The sequence below is a fragment of the Bradyrhizobium sp. Mp27 genome, assembly GCF_029953005.1.
In the GTDB taxonomy this organism is placed as follows: Bacteria; Pseudomonadota; Alphaproteobacteria; order Rhizobiales; family Xanthobacteraceae; genus Bradyrhizobium; species Bradyrhizobium barranii.
In genome coordinates this window covers 1-1,660 of sequence record NZ_JASAUS010000467.1, presented here as the reverse complement: position 1 = coordinate 1,660, position 1,660 = coordinate 1, and the positions used below count along the sequence as shown (strand labels likewise).

The window sequence follows — 1,660 nt, the reverse complement described above, 5'->3', positions numbered from 1 at the left end:
GCTTGATGTGATCGACCGATTGGCGCCCACGGTCTCGCCGCGCACATCGGCCGCGCTGCAGGTGCGCCCGACACACTTGCTGACGGTCGACAGCCATACCGTGCGCGACATCGTCCCGCGACGTCATGGCTGTGTCGAGTTCAAAGGCCGCGCTCTCGCAGATGACGCGCTCCAATACGCCCGCCGACGGACCGTCATCGCCTACCTCGCCGCGGTGAAAGCGAACCCGGGCGGTCCTCGGCTGACCATGATCCGCCATGCCGCGGCGATCGCCTTCAAGATCGACTCCAACGTGCTGATATCGGCCGGCCGCCAGAAGGCGCTCCAGCAGGGCCGCCAGTTTGCAATGTGCATGGCGCGCACCCTGACCGACGCAAGCCTGGGACAGGTCGGCCGAGCGTTTGGTGGCCGCGATCACACCACGGCTCACCACGCCTTCAAGAAGCTGCGCCCGGCGCTGCTCGACCTCCTGGCCGAGATATACGACGGCGCGAGCTGCGAGGTTCGCCCATGGCACTGAAATGGAGGCGCGGTCTTGCATTCATCGAATGCGACACCTGCGACGACACGATTGAGAGCAATCAGGGCGAGTCTTTCGATGACTTCACCGATCGCCGCAAGAAGCCCGGTTGGACTGCAAAGCCGGTGAGCGGCGGCCGGGACTACACCCACGGCTGCCCGAAGCACGGAGCATAGGCGTGAGCGGATATTTCCCAGACCAACCGATCGTGCCTGGCGCCGACGTCATCTATCGGCCGAAGGGCAACGCCGGCGAGTACGCGCCGCTGGCGACCAACCCCTACCGGGGCTGCGGTCACGGCTGCAAATACTGCTACGTCCCGAACGCCACCCACATCGACCGCAATCTCTTCAATGATGGCGCGGTACCGCGCGCGGACTTCCTGCCTAGGCTGCGCACCGACATTGGCCGGTACCGACGCGCCGGCGTCTGCGACGGCCACCCGGCCGACCAAGTCTTTATCACGTTCTCAAGCGATCCTTTCCATCCTGGCGACCTCGGACACACCGAGGAGACGATCATCACGCTCAAGAACGGAGGCATGGCGTTCTGCACGCTGTCCAAGGGTGGCGCCCGCGCGCTGCCGTTCATGGGGCTCTACCGGCCAAGCCGAGATGCATATGCCGCCTCGCTGACGGGCCTGGACGGCGCCTTCTCCCGAATGTGGGAGCCTGATGCCGCGATGCCATGGGAGCGGATCGAGACACTGCGCCGGTTCTACGAGGCTGGCATCTTCACCTGGGTGTCCCTCGAGCCGACACTCGATGCGCAAGCCTCGATCGACATCGTCAAGGAGACCCACGAGTTCGTCGATCTCTACAAGATCGGCAAGGCCAACTACGTCAAAAAGGTCTCCGATGCGATCGACTGGCGTGACTACGTTGAGCGGGTGACGGCGACCTGCCGCGCGCTGCGCAAGCAGCACTACGTCAAGCTCGACCTCCAGCAATTTCTCCCGCCTGGCTATCACAACCCGCTGCGCATACCGCAGCATAGGGGAACGCTCGCATGAAGCCCGAGTTCATAACTTTCACCGGGATCGACAACTGGACCGAGCTCTACGACATCCACGCGCTGTCGCTGAAGTACCCGATCGAATGGGGGATTCTGTTCAGCCCGAAGCGCCAAGGCAGCGATCCG

At 63.9% G+C, this 1,660-nt stretch carries 3 protein-coding genes; all 3 read left to right on the top strand.

Annotated elements, in window-relative coordinates; genetic code table 11:
* Positions 1–520 (top strand): helix-turn-helix domain-containing protein (locus tag QJT78_RS50975; protein ID WP_281460868.1); only part of this gene is annotated, 520 nt, incomplete at its 5' end.
* On the top strand, positions 511–696 hold the full coding sequence (locus QJT78_RS50970; protein WP_281460867.1) for a hypothetical protein: 186 nt from the start codon (positions 511–513) through the stop codon (positions 694–696). The genes QJT78_RS50975 and QJT78_RS50970, both read left to right, overlap by 10 nt.
* Positions 697–698: 2 nt before the next feature.
* A complete protein-coding gene (locus QJT78_RS50965; RefSeq protein WP_152621566.1) occupies positions 699–1,532 on the top strand; it encodes a hypothetical protein in 834 nt (277 codons plus the stop codon).
* Positions 1,533–1,660 lie beyond the last annotated feature (128 nt).